The following is a 12,568-nucleotide window of genomic DNA, read 5'->3' as shown; positions in this document are numbered from 1 at the left end:
GCACGACGAGCCCGGGACCGTACGCGACGAGGCCGCCTGAGCCCTGCGGCCGGACGCGGGGTCCCGCGGCGGCGCCCGAACGCCGGGTGCCTCGCCCCGGGCCCCCGGGGCGCGCGTCAGGCGACGACGACGACCTTCGCGCCGATCACCGCGAAGGTCCACAGCGCGTCGCCGTCCGCCCGCTTCATCCGGATGCCGCCGGTCCTGCGCGACGGGTCAGGCTCCGGCGTCGAACCGTCCACGGCGGCGCTGAAGCCGACCGACACGTCCTGGACCGTCGCGAACCGCACGACGTGCTCGATCTGCACCCCGTCCGAGCCGCGCACCGCGCCGGACCGGGAGCTCACCGCGTACGCGCCGGGCGGCGGGGACACCGTGCTCGGCATCACCGAGAAGGTGCGCGTGACCTGGTTCTTCGCGTTCACCAGCCACACCCGGCGGTCGGCGAGCGCGTACACCACCCGCTCGCCCGAGCCGGAGCCGGCGGGCAGCGCCATCGGGTCCTTCGGCGGCTTCGGCCTCCCGCTCGCCGTGGCGGAGGGCGCCGTGCTCGGTGTCGTCGGCCTCGCCGCCAGCTCGGCCGGCGAAGGCGCCGTGGCCGAGGCCTGATAGGCGAGGAAACCGACCGCGGCGAGGGCCGCCGCGGTGAGCCCGGCCACGAATCCCGAGCTGCTCCGTCCCACCGTGCGCCCACCTTCTGTCGTACGTACGTATCGGTGCCCGACCGTAGCAGCAGCCCGCCCCCGTCGGGCGGGGCGCCGCCCCCGCCGCTCCGGCGCCGTAGGCTGTTCGCGTGCTCTTGCTCGCCATGGATACCGCCACGCCCGCCGTCACCGTCGCCCTCCACGACGGGGAATCCGTCGTCGCCGAGTCGAGTCAGGTCGACGCCCGCCGCCACGGGGAGTTGCTGCTGCCCGCCGTCGACCGGGTCCTCAAGGAGGCCGGGCTGACCCTGGACGCGGTGACCGGGCTCGTGGTCGGCGTCGGCCCGGGCCCCTACACCGGTCTGCGCGTCGGCCTCGTCACGGCCGCCACCTTCGCCTCCGCGCTCGGCGTGCCCGTGCACGGCCTGTGCACCCTCGACGGGCTCGCCCACGCCTCGGGCATCCAGGAGCCCTTCGCCGTCGCCACCGACGCACGGCGCAAGGAGGTGTACTGGGCGCGCTACGACGACTCCCGGACGCGGGTGACGGACGCGTCCGTCGACCGGCCCGCCGACATCGCCGGACAGCTCGCGGGGCTGCCGGTGGTGGGCGCGGGCGCCCGGCTCTACCCGGAGGCGTTCCCGGACGCCCGGGACCCCGAGCACCAGTCGGCCGCCGCCCTCGCCGCCCTCGCGGCCGAGAAGCTGGCCGCGGGCGGCGAGGGCTTCCTCGACCCGCTGCCGATGTACCTGCGCCGGCCCGACGCGCAGGTGCCGAAGAACTACAAGGTGGTCACCCCGCAGTGACGACCGTGCTCCGTGAGATGCGCTGGTGGGACCTGGGGCCCGTGCTCGCGCTCGAAGCCGAGCTCTTCCCCGAGGACGCCTGGTCGGAGGGGATGTTCTGGTCGGAGCTCGCCCATGCCCGCGGGCCCCGCGCGACCCGGCACTACACGGTCGCGGAGGACGTCGCCGAGGACGGGGCCGCCCGGCTCGTCGGCTACGCGGGGCTGGCCGCCGCCGGCGGCCTCGGCGACGTGCAGACCATCGCCGTCGCCCGCGACCAGTGGGGCACCGGCCTCGGCGCCCGGCTCCTCGCCGACCTCCTCCAGGCCGCCACCGCCTTCGAGTGCGAGGAGGTCCTCCTCGAGGTGCGCGTGGACAACACCCGGGCCCAGAAGCTCTACACGCGTTTCGGCTTCGAGCCCATCGGCTTCCGTCGCGGCTACTACCAGCCCGGCAACGTGGACGCCCTCGTGATGCGACACACCGTTCAAGGAACAGAGACTGATTCAGATGGCTGCTGACGAACCGCTCGTACTCGGCATCGAGACCTCCTGCGACGAGACCGGGGTCGGCATCGTCCACGGAACCACCCTGCTCGCCGACGCCGTCGCCTCCAGCGTCGACACCCACGCCCGCTTCGGCGGCGTCGTGCCCGAGATCGCCTCCCGCGCGCACCTGGAGGCCATGGTCCCCACCATCGAGCGCGCCCTGAAGCAGGCCGGGGTGTCCGCCGGGGACCTCGACGGCATCGCCGTCACCGCCGGTCCCGGCCTCGCGGGCGCGCTGCTCGTCGGTGTCTCGGCGGCCAAGGCCTACGCGTACGCCCTCGGCAAGCCGCTCTACGGCGTCAACCACCTCGCCTCGCACATCTGCGTGGACCAGCTGGAGCACGGCCGGCTGCCCGAGCCGACGATGGCGCTGCTCGTCTCCGGCGGCCACTCCTCGCTGCTCCTCTCCAGCGACATCACCTCCGACGTGCGGCCCCTCGGCGCCACCATCGACGACGCCGCCGGCGAGGCCTTCGACAAGATCGCCCGCGTGCTCGACCTCGGCTTCCCCGGCGGCCCGGTCATCGACCGGCTCGCCCGGGAGGGCGACCCGGCGGCGATCGCGTTCCCGCGCGGTCTGACCGGCTCCAGGGACCCCGCGTACGACTTCTCCTTCTCCGGTCTGAAGACCGCCGTGGCCCGCTGGATCGAGGCCAGGCGGAACGCGGGCGAGGAGGTGCCGGTCCGGGACGTCGCCGCGTCCTTCCAGGAGGCCGTCGTCGACGTGCTCACCCGCAAGGCCGTGCGGGCCTGCAAGGACGAGGGCGTCGACCACCTGATGATCGGCGGCGGCGTGGCCGCCAACTCGCGCCTGCGCGCCCTCGCCGAGGAGCGCTGCGAGCGGGCCGGCATCCGGCTGCGGGTGCCCCGGCCGGGCCTGTGCACCGACAACGGCGCCATGGTCGCCGCGCTCGGCGCCGAGATGGTGGCGCGCGGCCGGGCCGCGTCCGACCTGGAGCTCTCGGCGGACTCCTCGCTGCCGGTGACCGAGTCGCACGTGCCGGGGGCGGCCCACGCCCACGACCACGATCACGTGCACGAGGTCAGCAAGGAGAACCTGTACCCGTGACCACGGTGACCCTCATGTGGGAGGCGCGCGCGGCCGAGGGCCGCGGCGCCGAACTCCTCGACTGGGCCCGGGCGTGCGCGCTGCCGGCCGAGCCGCTGCGGCGCGAGACCTTCCGGGCGCCGCAGGACCGGGTGCTGGTCCTGACCTGGTGGGAGACGCCGGACGGGCTCGACGCCGAACTGCCCGAGCTGCCGGAGCCGGAACCGGGTCTGACCACCCGTCCGGTGCACCGCTGGCGCTTCGAATCGGTCGGATAGGCGCCTCCCGAGCAACCTTTCGAGCGATTCGGGCATCCCACAGCGCGTGAAGAAGACCCTCGCGCTGTGGGCGGCGCTGACCGCCGTGGCCCTGTTCGCGACCGGCTGCGCGGTCGCCGACGCCGACGCGCCGCCCGCCCCCACGGCCGGCTCCGTGACCCCCTCGGCCGGGAACAGGGCCCCCGCCACCCCCGCCGCCCCGGACCCGCGCGCCGCCGCCTACGCGAAGTGGGGCCTGAAGCCCCTCGCCGCCCCGCCGGCCCCGCCCGCGAAGAAGCCGGTGACGCGCGCCGCCGGCGGCCCCGTCCCCGTCGTCAGCGACATCCCGACCGAGGACAGGGTCGTCTTCGTCACGATCGACGACGGCGCCGAGAAGGACCCCGAGTTCGTCGCGATGATGCGCGACCTCAAGGTGCCGGTGACGATGTTCCTCACCGACGCCGCGATACGCGCCGACTACCGGTACTTCGAACCGCTGGTCGCCCAGGGCCACGGCGTCGCCAACCACACCCTCACCCACCCCGATCTGCGCACCCTCTCCCAGGACGCCCAGCGCCGGGAGATCTGCGGCCAGCAGGACAGGCTCACCGCGGAGTACGGCAAGCGGCCGCGGCTCTTCCGTCCGCCGTACGGCAACTGGAACGAGGCCACCCGGGCCGCCGCCGGGCGGTGCGGCGCCGACGCGATCGTGCTGTGGCGCGAGTCCATGCAGATCCAGAACATGCAGTACCAGCGAGGCGACCGGAAGCTGCACCCCGGCGACATCGTGCTGGCCCACTTCCGCGGCCCCTCCGAACTCAAGGGGCGGACGATGACGCAGATGATGGCCAACCTGCTGCGGCACATCCAGGAGCAGGGCTTCACGGTGGCCCGCCTGGAGGACTACCTCTGAGCGGCGGCCCTTCGGGGGACCGGGGAAGAAGACCGCGGGCGGTTGTCGATGCGGACGTCTCCCGATCGACGTATGAGTGTGAAGGCGGGGAACGGCCCCGCCCACCGCACCCGAGGAGTCACCATGCCCCGCTTCCTGTCCCTCGTCCGCATCGAGGAGAACACCATCGACATGGAGTCGGCCGACCCCGGCTTCGAGGAGCGCATGGGCGCGCTGTTCGAGGAGATCGCCAAGGCCGGCGCGCTCGTCGACACGGCCGGACTGAAGCCCACCGCCGAGAGCACCCGGATCACCTGGCGGGACGGCAGGCTGTCGTACACCGACGGCCCCTTCACCGAGACCAAGGAGGTCGTCGGCGGCTACGCCATGCTGCAGTGCAAGGACATGGCGGAGGCCGTCGAGTGGGGGAAGCGCTTCCTGGAGGTCCACCCGGCGCACTGGACCGTGGGCCTGGAGGTCCGCGAGGTCGAGGAGATGCCGGGCTCCTGAACCACCACGGCCGTCGGCGGTCTGTGCTGTCATGTGAGACGTGACGGCACAGACGGTCGAGGAGACCCTGGACACGGTCTTCCGCATGGAGTCGGCCCGGATCATCGCCACCGTGGCGCGGATCGTCCGGGACGTCGGGATCGCCGAGGAGATCGCCCAGGACGCGCTCGTCGCCGCACTGGAGCAGTGGCCGGCCTCGGGCGTCCCGGACCGGCCCGGCGCCTGGCTGACGGCCACGGCCAAGCACCGCGCGGTCGACCTGGTGCGGCGGCGCGAGACCTACGCGCGCAAGCTCGCGGAGGCCGGCCGTGAGCTCGTGGAGGAGTCCTGCGATCCCGAGCCGTCGGGGCCGGGGGACATCGACGACGACGTGCTGCGGCTGGTCTTCACGGCCTGCCATCCCGTGCTCTCCGCCGAGGCCCGGGCGGCGCTGACGCTGCGGCTCGTCGGCGGTCTGCGCACCGACGAGATCGCCCGCGCCTTCCTGGTGCCCGAGCCGACGGTCGCCCAGCGGATCGTGCGGGCCAAGCGGACGCTCGCCAGGGCGGGGGTCGCCTTCGAGGTGCCGTACGGGGAGGACCGGGCGGCCCGGCTCGGCTCGGTGCTCGAGGTCATCTACCTGATCTTCAACGAGGGATACGCGGCGACCGCCGGCGACGACCTCCTGCGGCCCGCCCTGTGCGAGGACGCGCTGCGGCTCGCCCGGCAGCTGGCCGCGCTGATGCCCGGGGAGGGCGAGGTGCACGGCCTCGCCGCCCTGCTGGAGATCCAGGCCTCGCGGACGGCGGCGAGGACCGGCCCGGACGGGGCGCCCGTGCTGCTCGCGGACCAGAACCGGCGACGGTGGAACCGGCTGCTGATCCGGCGCGGCTTCGCGGCCCTGGGCCGGGCCGTCGGGGCGGGCGGCGCGAACGGTCCGTACGCGCTGCAGGCCGCCGTCGCCGCGTGCCACGCGCGGGCGGCGACGTACGAGGAGACGGACTGGCGCACCATCGCCATGCTCTACGGGCGGCTCGCCGCCGTCGCGCCCTCCCCGGTCGTGGAGCTCAACCGGGCCGTCGCGGTGTCGATGGCCGACGGCCCCGAGGCGGGTCTGGCCCTGGTGGACGCGCTGGCCGCCGCACCGGCCCTGTCCGGCTACCACCTGCTCCCCAGCGTCCGCGGAGACCTGCTGGCCCGCCTGGGCCGCACCGCGGAGGCCCGCGCCGAGTTCGCACGCGCCGCCGCCCTGACCCGCAACGAACGGGAACGCGCGCTGCTGCGGGAACGGGCCGCGACGGCCGGGGAGCCCGCCGGGGGAGCCCCGCGGGCCCGGCCCTAGAGGGAACCGCGGCCGCGGGGCGTGCGGCGGCCGGGGGCTGGGTCCGGTCCGGGAGCGGTACGGGGGCGGGCCTCGGCCCGGCGCCGGGGCGCAGGGTCCGGAAGCGGTACGGGGCCGGGCGCGGCACTGGGTCGGGTGCGGGGTCCGGGCGCGGCACTGGGTCGGGTGCGGTACGGGGGCGGGGCCTCGGGGCGTGCCTCGGCGGCGTGGGTCGGGCGCAGGTCCGGGCGCGGCAAGGGCCGGGTGCGGGGTCCGGGAGCGGCTCGGGGCCGGGCCGCGGGGGCCGGGGTGGATCTTGGCCGGGGGTGCGGGGCCGGGCGGGGTGGCCACCGCCTAGGCTCCACGCCATGTCGAACCTGCCGCCGCCCCCGCCCCCCGCCGAGCTGCAGAGCTGGCCCGACCGCGCGGCACGGCTCGCCGATCGGGCGCGGGCCCTGGACGAGCTCGGGCGCCGGCTGCTCGGCGCCGGCCGGCTGACGCTGTTTCTGGTGTGGCTGGTGGTGCTGGAGTTCGGCTGGGGCCTCATCGGCGTCGGCATGTCGGCGTTCCGCGGCGGGGGAGTGGCCGACCCGCTCACCCTGCTCTTCGGCCTGTTCTTCGCGATCGCCGGGATCGGTGTCCTGGTCCCGGCCGTCTGGCTGACCGTGCGCAGCGTGCTGCGCGACCGCCTGGCGCGCGAGCGGCTGGTCCGGTGGGCCGCACTCGACGCCGACCCCGTGGCCGACGCCCGGCTGCGCGCCCCCGTGCTGAGCGCCTGCTGGCTGCTGCTGTCGTTCACCCTGTGCGCGACGGGCCTCTGGACCTCCTTCGCGGTCGCCGCGCACACCACCCGCGACAACGGCGGCTACCCGCTGGTCGTCTACGGGATGGGCGCCGCCCTCGGCCTCTGGATCACCGGTCTGATCGGTCTCACGAAGGCCGTCGGGCACTACCGCCTGGCGATCCGCCTCACCGGCCGGCCGGCCGCCCGATCAGCATCGTCGGGGCTCCCGCGACCCGAGTGAGCAGGACCGTCGCCGCGTTGGGGCCCTTCGGCTTCACCCTGCGGCGGATCTCCTCGGGCTCGACGGCCGAACCGCGCTTCTTGACGGTGAGGGTGCCGACCTCGCGTTCGCGGAGCAGGGCCTTCAGTCTCTTGAGGTTGAAGGGCAGCACGTCGGTGATCTCGTAGGCGGCGGCGAACGGGGTCGGGGTGAGGGCGTCGGCCGTGATGTAGGCGATGGTCTCGTCGATCAGACCGCCGTCGAGGTCCCGGGCCACGTCGGCGACCAGGTGGGCGCGGATGACGGCGCCGTCGGGCTCGTACAGGTAGCGCCCGACCGGGCGGACCGCCGGGTCGGGCAGCCCCCGGCCGACGAGGCCGGCGCCGCCGGGCAGCAGCGTCGCGCGCCGGGCGCCGGGCTCGGTGCCGAACCAGAGCACCGCCTCCTTCACGTCGCCGCCGTCGGAGATCCACTCCGCCTCGGCCTCCTCCGGCACCGCCTCGTGGGGGATGCCCGGGGCGATCTTGAGGGCCGCGTGCGGGGCCCTGCGGGCCGCCTCCACCGCCCAGGAGAGCGGCGGGGAGTACGCCTCGGGGTCGAAGATGCGGCCGCGGCCGCCGCGCCGTGCCGGGTCGACGAAGACCGCGTCGTACGGTCCGGTGTCGACCTCGGTCACGTCCGCGCAGCGCACCTCGACCAGGTCCGCGAGCCCGAGCGCGGTCGCGTTCGCCCGCGCCGCGGCCGCGGTCAGCGGGTCGCGGTCGACGGCGAGCACCGAGATCCCGGCGCGGGCCAGCGCGATGGCGTCGCCGCCGATGCCGGAGCAGAGGTCCGCGACGCTCCCGACCCCGAGCGCCCTGAGCCGGGCGGCCCGGTGGGCGCCGACGCTCGCCCGGGTGGACTGCTCGACGCCGTTGGGCGTGAAGTACATCCGGTACGCGTCCTCGGCGCCGAACTTGGCGACCGCCCGCTGCCGCAGCCGGGCCTGGCCGAGCGCCGCCGAGACCAGTTCGGCGGGGTGGTCGCGGCGCAGCCGTGAGGCGACCGCCAGCTCCTGCGAGGGGTCGTGGTCGCGCAGCGTGTCGAGGAGGGCCTGCCCCTCGGGGGCGAGCAGGGCGGTGAAGGCGGCGAGGTCGGTCACCCGTCCCATTGTGCTGGTCGGGGGAGGTGTGGGCCGCCCGGGGGATGGTGCGGGCCCGCCGGTGGTGTCGGCGCCCCGGAGGGGCGTGGCGCTGACAGGATGCGGCGCCATGCAGCTAGTACGACAAAAAGAACAGAGGGTCTCCTTTCGGTCGGTGCGCACGGTCGGGGTCGCCCTGCTCGTCGCCGTGCTCGGCTCCGCCTGCGCCGACCCGGGGGCCGGTGAGCAGCCCGCCCCCGCGAAGCCGGCCGCCGGCCGGCAGGGGCGCCCGGAAGGCGCCGCCGGCGCGCTGAACGCCTATGTCGAACGGGTCCGCCAGGCGCGCGCCGCACGCGTCGCCGCCGCCAGGAAGTGGGGCCTGGACAAGCCCCCGCTCGAGGCGCCCCAGCCGCCCGGGGTGAAGCCGGGGATCACCACCCGCAAGGGCTTCGAGACCGCCGGGAAGGGCCTGCCGCCGGTCTTCACCACCGTGCCGACCAAGGAGAAGGTCGTCTTCCTGACGATCGACGACGGCGCCGAGAAGGACCCCGCGCTGCTGCGGATGATGAGCGACCTGAAGATCCCGTACAGCGCCTTCCTCAGTGACTACCTGGTCAAGGACGACTACGGGTACTTCAGGAAGATGCAGGACGCCGGGGTCTCCCTGCACAACCACACCCTGACCCACCCGTATCTGCCGGGCCTCGACTACGACGACCAGAAGCGCCAGATCTGCGGGATGCAGGACGTCATCCAGAAGCAGTTCGGCAAGCGGCCGCGGCTCTTCCGCCCGCCGTACGGCAACTACAACGAGGACACCCTGCGCGCGGCGAAGTCCTGCGGCGTCGAGGCGGTGCCGCTGTGGGCCTCCGAGGCCTTCGTCGACCACATGGAGTGGCGCGAGTGGGACCGGGACCTGCACCCGGGCGACATCATCCTCACCCACTTCCGCGGCAAGGGGGACTGGAAGGGCACCATGCCGGACATGATCCGCAGGGTGATGAAGACGGTCACGGACAAGGGGTACGCGGTGGCGAAGCTCGAGGACTACGTATGAGCCGGGCGCGCCGGCTGACCGCGGCCCTGGCCCTGACCGGTGCGCTGTTCGCCCTGCCGGCCTGCGCGTCCTCCGTCGACCCGATCGAGCGCCTCGGCCGCAAGGCGGCGGAGAAGGTCTCCCCGCGTGCCCACCGGGACCGGGCGGCGCACCCGCCGGCGGTCCGGCCGCCGGCGGACCCCGGGCCCTCGGCGTCCTTCCGGCCCTCCGCCCCCACCGTCGTCCCGCTCGTACGGAACCACGGACTCCGCCCGGGCGTTCCCCCTCAGGGCGCCGCGGTGAGGGCCGTCGTTCGCGCCACGGGGTCGTGAATTGGCACTCCGCTTGACCGAGTGCTAATCGCGGTCATAGTCTCGGCTCTGGCACTCCCCACTGGAGAGTGCCAACACAGCGACGGGCAGGTCCGGCACCCGCGACGACGGATCCACCTGGTCGCCACCTCAGACAGTTAACCCCGTGAGATCTCCGAAGGGGGAGGTCGGATCGTGACGACCACCAGCTCCAAGGTTGCCATCAAGCCGCTCGAGGACCGCATTGTGGTCCAGCCGCTCGACGCCGAGCAGACCACCGCCTCTGGCCTGGTCATTCCGGACACTGCGAAGGAGAAGCCCCAGGAGGGCGCCGTCCTCGCCGTGGGTCCGGGTCGCTTCGAGAACGGCGAGCGCCTGCCGCTCGACGTCAAGGTCGGCGATGTCGTGCTCTACAGCAAGTACGGCGGCACCGAGGTGAAGTACAACGGCGAGGAGTTCCTCGTCCTCTCGGCTCGCGACGTGCTCGCGATCATCGAGAAGTAAGTCACCAAGGCACCTGAACCAGATGCTTTGAGCTGCGCCCCTGACCCCCTGGTTTCTCCGCGGGCGTTCAGGGGCGCAGTTTTTTCTACGATTTCCGAGAGGGCTGAATCGCTCCCATGGCGAAGATCCTGAAGTTCGACGAGGACGCCCGTCGCGCCCTTGAGCGCGGCGTCAACAAGCTGGCCGACACGGTGAAGGTGACGATCGGCCCCAAGGGCCGCAACGTCGTCATCGACAAGAAGTTCGGCGCCCCCACCATCACCAACGACGGTGTCACGATCGCCCGTGAGGTCGAGATCGAGGACCCGTACGAGAACCTCGGCGCCCAGCTGGTGAAGGAGGTGGCGACCAAGACCAACGACATCGCGGGTGACGGCACCACCACCGCCACCGTGCTCGCCCAGGCCCTGGTCCGCGAGGGTCTGCGCAACGTCGCCGCCGGCGCCTCCCCGGCCGCCCTGAAGAAGGGCATCGACGCCGCCGTCAAGGCCGTCTCCGACGAGCTGCTCGCCACCGCGCGCCCGATCGACGACAAGTCCGACATCGCCGCCGTCGCCGCGCTCTCCGCGCAGGACCAGCAGGTCGGCGAGCTCATCGCCGAGGCGATGGACAAGGTCGGCAAGGACGGTGTCATCACCGTCGAGGAGTCCAACACCTTCGGTCTGGAGCTCGACTTCACCGAGGGCATGGCCTTCGACAAGGGCTACCTGTCCCCGTACATGGTCAGCGACCAGGAGCGCATGGAGGCCGTCCTCGACGACCCCTACATCCTGATCAACCAGGGCAAGATCTCCTCCATCCAGGACCTCCTGCCGCTGCTCGAGAAGGTCATCCAGGCCGGTGGCTCCAAGCCGCTGCTGATCATCGCCGAGGACGTCGAGGGCGAGGCGCTCTCCACCCTCGTCGTCAACAAGATCCGTGGCACCTTCAACGCCGTCGCCGTCAAGGCGCCCGGCTTCGGTGACCGCCGCAAGGCGATGCTCCAGGACATGGCCACCCTCACCGGTGCGACCGTCATCTCCGAGGAGGTCGGCCTCAAGCTCGACCAGGCCGGTCTGGACGTGCTGGGCTCCGCCCGCCGCGTGACCGTCACCAAGGACGACACCACGATCGTGGACGGCGCCGGCACCTCCGAGGACGTCCTCGGCCGCGTCAACCAGATCAAGGCCGAGATCGAGTCCACGGACTCCGACTGGGACCGCGAGAAGCTCCAGGAGCGCCTCGCGAAGCTGGCCGGCGGCGTGTGCGTCATCAAGGTTGGCGCCGCCACCGAGGTGGAGCTGAAGGAGAAGAAGCACCGTCTGGAGGACGCCATCTCCGCGACCCGCGCCGCGGTCGAGGAGGGCATCGTCTCCGGTGGTGGCTCCGCGCTCGTCCACGCCGTCAAGGTCCTCGAGGGCAACCTCGACAAGACCGGCGACGAGGCCACCGGTGTCGCCGTCGTCCGCCGCGCCGCCGTCGAGCCGCTGCGCTGGATCGCCGAGAACGCGGGCCTCGAGGGCTACGTCATCACCGCGAAGGTGGCGGAGCTCGACAAGGGCCAGGGCTTCAACGCCGCGACCGGCGAGTACGGCGACCTGGTCAAGGCCGGCGTCATCGACCCGGTGAAGGTCACGCGCTCCGCCCTGGAGAACGCGGCCTCGATCGCCTCCCTGCTTCTCACCACCGAGACCCTCGTGGTGGAGAAGAAGGAGGAGGAGCCGGCGGACGCGGGCCACGGCCACGGCCACTCCCACTGACGCCTGAACGTACGCCCGTACGTCACGAGGCCCGGTGCTCCCGTCGCGGGAGCACCGGGCCTCGCCCGTGGCCGGCCGCCCCGGCTCATCCCTCGACCGCGCCGAGCTGCCCCATCAGCCCGAGCAGGTCGTACTGCCACCACCCTTCCCTGATCTTCCCGTCGTCCCGGAAGCGGTGGACGACCGTGCCGGTCATGGACACCTCCATGCCGGTGGGCTGCAGCCCCATGAAGTCGCCGGTGTGGGTGCCCTGCCAGGTCCAGCGGGTGCACACCCGGTCGCCCTCGGCGATCTGGTCGTCGACGGTGAAGGTGAAGTCGAAGCCGCCCCGCCACATCTCCACCTCGCGCCGGACGGCGTCCATGCCGATGACGTCCTGCTCGTTCGTCGGGTCGTGGTCGTGGTACCCCTCGGCCAGCACCCCGTCGAGCAGCGCGAGCTCCTCCTCCTCGGCGAACATCCGCAGGAGCCGCCGGGCATTGCCCTTGTACAGCGCCTCGTCCCGCACGACGTCGAGGTCGGTGAAGGTCGGCATCTCGTCGCAGAGCGCCACCATCTCCCGGAAGATCCGGTCGGTCTCGGGAAGCTGCGAATTGCGCATCGCCACGTCGTACGACGGGAATTCGACGATCTCCACGACATGGGAGGCGTCGGAGCGGTCCTTGCCGACCATGCTGTGGGTGGCGGTGCGTCTGCCCTGCGTCTGGTCGATCCAGCGGTCCATGAGGCGATTGAGGCCGTCGACGTCGCTGGTCTTGCAGTCGATGATCTGCACGAAGGTCATGGCGCCTCCCGGAGCCGCTCCCGGACCCGCTCGAACTCTTCCAGTCTAGGTCCGGGGGGCCGGGGTGCCCTGGCAGCATGGGAGCC

The 12,568-nt window shown here is 73.2% G+C and carries 15 protein-coding genes; 12 read left to right on the top strand and 3 right to left on the bottom strand.

Going from position 1 to position 12,568, the window contains the following annotated elements; genetic code table 11:
- Positions 1–116 precede the first annotated feature (116 nt).
- Entirely contained in the window at positions 117–659 is a 543-nt protein-coding gene (locus tag ACGF1Z_RS17330; protein WP_393005646.1) for a hypothetical protein, read from the bottom strand.
- A 134-nt stretch (positions 660–793) separates the two neighbouring features.
- On the opposite strand from ACGF1Z_RS17330, the gene tsaB reads away from it, so the two are divergent.
- The 8 genes from tsaB to ACGF1Z_RS17290 all read left to right on the top strand — a co-directional run bounded on the left by tsaB (position 794) and on the right by ACGF1Z_RS17290 (position 7,009).
- On the top strand, positions 794–1,450 hold the full coding sequence (tsaB, locus tag ACGF1Z_RS17325) for a tRNA (adenosine(37)-N6)-threonylcarbamoyltransferase complex dimerization subunit type 1 TsaB (RefSeq protein ID WP_393004743.1): 657 nt from the start codon (positions 794–796) through the stop codon (positions 1,448–1,450).
- A 17-nt stretch (positions 1,451–1,467) separates the two neighbouring features.
- A complete protein-coding gene (rimI, locus tag ACGF1Z_RS17320) occupies positions 1,468–1,950 on the top strand; it encodes a ribosomal protein S18-alanine N-acetyltransferase (protein ID WP_393005644.1) in 483 nt (160 codons plus the stop codon).
- The gene (gene tsaD / locus ACGF1Z_RS17315; RefSeq protein ID WP_393004741.1) at positions 1,940–3,046 is read left to right on the top strand and encodes a tRNA (adenosine(37)-N6)-threonylcarbamoyltransferase complex transferase subunit TsaD; all 1,107 of its coding nucleotides are present in this window, start codon (positions 1,940–1,942) and stop codon (positions 3,044–3,046) included. The genes rimI and tsaD overlap by 11 nt, the downstream gene beginning before the upstream one ends.
- Before the next feature lie 14 nt (positions 3,047–3,060).
- Entirely contained in the window at positions 3,061–3,303 is a 243-nt protein-coding gene (locus tag ACGF1Z_RS17310; protein ID WP_393005642.1) for a hypothetical protein, read from the top strand.
- A gap of 46 nt (positions 3,304–3,349) precedes the next feature.
- Entirely contained in the window at positions 3,350–4,195 is an 846-nt protein-coding gene (locus ACGF1Z_RS17305) for a polysaccharide deacetylase family protein (RefSeq protein ID WP_393004739.1), read from the top strand.
- A 123-nt stretch (positions 4,196–4,318) separates the two neighbouring features.
- Positions 4,319–4,684, top strand: coding sequence for a YciI family protein (locus tag ACGF1Z_RS17300; RefSeq protein ID WP_393004737.1), 366 nt, complete (start codon positions 4,319–4,321; stop codon positions 4,682–4,684).
- Between the two features lie 85 nt (positions 4,685–4,769).
- Positions 4,770–6,005 (top strand): RNA polymerase sigma factor, encoded by a 1,236-nt coding sequence (locus ACGF1Z_RS17295; RefSeq protein ID WP_393005640.1) that lies wholly within the window; start codon positions 4,770–4,772, stop codon positions 6,003–6,005.
- 347 nt (positions 6,006–6,352) lie between these two features.
- Positions 6,353–7,009, top strand: a complete 657-nt coding sequence (locus tag ACGF1Z_RS17290) for a hypothetical protein (protein WP_393004735.1) — start codon at positions 6,353–6,355, stop codon at positions 7,007–7,009.
- Here ACGF1Z_RS17290 and ACGF1Z_RS17285 read toward each other — a convergent pair.
- Positions 6,954–8,138: an SAM-dependent methyltransferase gene (locus ACGF1Z_RS17285; RefSeq protein WP_393004734.1), complete on the bottom strand. Its 1,185-nt coding sequence runs from the start codon at positions 8,136–8,138 to the stop codon at positions 6,954–6,956. The two genes, ACGF1Z_RS17290 and ACGF1Z_RS17285, sit on opposite strands and share 56 nt — an antisense overlap.
- A gap of 100 nt (positions 8,139–8,238) precedes the next feature.
- On the opposite strand from ACGF1Z_RS17285, the gene ACGF1Z_RS17280 reads away from it, so the two are divergent.
- From ACGF1Z_RS17280 to groL, 4 genes are all read left to right on the top strand, one after another.
- Positions 8,239–9,165 (top strand): polysaccharide deacetylase family protein, encoded by a 927-nt coding sequence (locus ACGF1Z_RS17280; RefSeq protein WP_393004733.1) that lies wholly within the window; start codon positions 8,239–8,241, stop codon positions 9,163–9,165.
- Entirely contained in the window at positions 9,162–9,476 is a 315-nt protein-coding gene (locus tag ACGF1Z_RS17275) for a hypothetical protein (protein WP_393004731.1), read from the top strand. The genes ACGF1Z_RS17280 and ACGF1Z_RS17275 overlap by 4 nt, the downstream gene beginning before the upstream one ends.
- 174 nt (positions 9,477–9,650) lie before the next feature.
- Positions 9,651–9,959, top strand: a complete 309-nt coding sequence (gene groES / locus ACGF1Z_RS17270) for a co-chaperone GroES (RefSeq protein WP_057584642.1) — start codon at positions 9,651–9,653, stop codon at positions 9,957–9,959.
- Positions 9,960–10,075: 116 nt separating this feature from the next.
- Positions 10,076–11,698, top strand: coding sequence for a chaperonin GroEL (gene groL / locus ACGF1Z_RS17265; protein ID WP_393004728.1), 1,623 nt, complete (start codon positions 10,076–10,078; stop codon positions 11,696–11,698).
- Positions 11,699–11,783: 85 nt separating this feature from the next.
- Here the strand turns inward: groL and ACGF1Z_RS17260 are convergent, their stop codons facing one another.
- Complete coding sequence (locus tag ACGF1Z_RS17260) at positions 11,784–12,482, bottom strand: ester cyclase (protein ID WP_393004726.1); 699 nt, start codon at positions 12,480–12,482, stop codon at positions 11,784–11,786.
- Between the last annotated feature and the right edge of the window lie 86 nt (positions 12,483–12,568).

Source organism: Streptomyces sp. NPDC048018 (genome assembly GCF_043202995.1).
In the GTDB taxonomy this organism is placed as follows: Bacteria; Actinomycetota; Actinomycetes; order Streptomycetales; family Streptomycetaceae; genus Streptomyces.
Note: the sequence above shows the minus strand (reverse complement) of the source record. Positions and strands in the feature narration are given on the sequence as shown.

Excerpts from the sequence above, each read along its gene's own strand:
- ACGF1Z_RS17290 (WP_393004735.1), top strand. The coding sequence starts at position 6,353 with ATGTCGAACCTGCCGCCGCCCCCGCCCCCCGCCGAGCTGCAGAGCTGG.
- ACGF1Z_RS17295 (WP_393005640.1), top strand. The coding sequence starts at position 4,770 with ATGGAGTCGGCCCGGATCATCGCCACCGTGGCGCGGATCGTCCGGGAC.
- ACGF1Z_RS17260 (WP_393004726.1), bottom strand. The coding sequence starts at position 12,482 with ATGACCTTCGTGCAGATCATCGACTGCAAGACCAGCGACGTCGACGGC.
- ACGF1Z_RS17300 (WP_393004737.1), top strand. The coding sequence starts at position 4,319 with ATGCCCCGCTTCCTGTCCCTCGTCCGCATCGAGGAGAACACCATCGAC.
- ACGF1Z_RS17275 (WP_393004731.1), top strand. The coding sequence starts at position 9,162 with ATGAGCCGGGCGCGCCGGCTGACCGCGGCCCTGGCCCTGACCGGTGCG.
- ACGF1Z_RS17285 (WP_393004734.1), bottom strand. The coding sequence starts at position 8,138 with ATGGGACGGGTGACCGACCTCGCCGCCTTCACCGCCCTGCTCGCCCCC.
- ACGF1Z_RS17310 (WP_393005642.1), top strand. The coding sequence starts at position 3,061 with ATGTGGGAGGCGCGCGCGGCCGAGGGCCGCGGCGCCGAACTCCTCGAC.
- groL (WP_393004728.1), top strand. The coding sequence starts at position 10,076 with ATGGCGAAGATCCTGAAGTTCGACGAGGACGCCCGTCGCGCCCTTGAG.
- ACGF1Z_RS17280 (WP_393004733.1), top strand. The coding sequence starts at position 8,239 with ATGCAGCTAGTACGACAAAAAGAACAGAGGGTCTCCTTTCGGTCGGTG.
- tsaD (WP_393004741.1), top strand. The coding sequence starts at position 1,940 with ATGGCTGCTGACGAACCGCTCGTACTCGGCATCGAGACCTCCTGCGAC.
- rimI (WP_393005644.1), top strand. The coding sequence starts at position 1,468 with ATGCGCTGGTGGGACCTGGGGCCCGTGCTCGCGCTCGAAGCCGAGCTC.